At 28.2% G+C, this 1,422-nt stretch carries 1 protein-coding gene; it reads left to right on the top strand.

The window, feature by feature from the left end:
* A partial coding sequence (locus BM119_RS19460; RefSeq protein ID WP_242948482.1) for a condensation domain-containing protein occupies positions 1-1,422 on the top strand: 1,422 nt, incomplete at both ends.

Here is a 1,422-nt window from a genome sequence, read left to right as displayed (position 1 = left end):
ATGAAGCGCCAAGAAATGCTATAGAAGAAACCCTAGTAAGAATATGGAGTGAAGTTTTAGGTGTAGATAAAATAGGAATAAATGATAGTTTCTTTAAATTAGGTGGGCATTCATTAAAGGCTATGACCCTTATTTCTAAAATTCATAAGGAAGCCAATAAAGAGGTATCGTTAAAAGACTTATTTAAGTCATCAACAATAAAAGGGTTAAGTAAGTTTATTGAAAGTGCTGAAGAAAGCATTTATTCTAATATAGAAAAAATAGAAGAAAAAGAATACTATGAATCATCATCAGCTCAAAAAAGAATGTATATAATACAAGGCTTTAGCAAAGAAAGTATAGCCTACAATATGCCTCAGATTTTTAAAATTCAAGGTTTTATAGACAAAACTAAAATAGAAGATGCATTTAAAAATCTAGTTGAACGACATGAAGCATTAAGAACCTATTTTGAAACTGTTGATGATGAGGTAGTTCAAAAAATAGATAATAATTATGAATTTAAGTTAAAGGTGCAAACTTCACATCAATCTATAGAAGAAATAACAAATGACTTTATTAAACCTTTTGATTTAGGAAAAGCACCATTATTTAGAGCTGAAATATTAGAAATTCAGGGTAAAAACTATTTATTAATAGATATGCATCACATAATATCAGATGGAGTGTCCATGAGTATTCTAACAAATGAGTTTGCTACACTATATAATGGTGGAGAGTTAGAACTATTAAAACTTCAATATAAAGACTTTGCTTCATGGCAAAATAATTTCTTAAAGTCAGAAGAAATGAATAAGCAAGAAGAATATTGGACTAACATGTTCAATGATGAAATACCAGTATTAAATATGCCTACTGATTATGAAAGACCTGTTATCCAAAGTTTTGAAGGGGATAGTGTAAGTTTTGAAGTGGATAAAAATATAGCAATTGAATTAAAAAAACTTGCAAATAAAACAGAAACAACAATGCATATGGTTTTATTATCAGCCTTTAATATACTTTTATCTAAATATAGTGGGCAAGAAGATATAGTTGTAGGAACTCCAATAGCTGGAAGACCACATGCAGACCTACAAAGTATAATTGGTATGTTCGTAAACACATTAGCATTAAGAAATAAACCAGAAGGTTCCAAAAAGTATATAGATTTCCTAAATGAAGTAAAAGAGAACTCACTAAAAGCATATGATAATCAAAGTTATCAATTGGAAACTTTAATAGAAAAGCTAGATATAGTAAGGGATGCAAGTAGAAATCCATTATTTGATGTTATGTTCAATATGGTAGATACAATATCAGACATTGATATTAAGCTTAATGATATGTTATTAATACCATATAGTGGTGAAGATAATGTAGCTAAGTTTGATTTAACATTAAATGCTATGGAACAAAATGATGAAATTGCTATTAATATAG

This window comes from Clostridium frigidicarnis (assembly GCF_900111985.1).
Classification (GTDB): Bacteria; Bacillota; Clostridia; order Clostridiales; family Clostridiaceae; genus Clostridium_Z; species Clostridium_Z frigidicarnis.
This window is presented reverse-complemented; position numbering and strand designations above follow the sequence as displayed.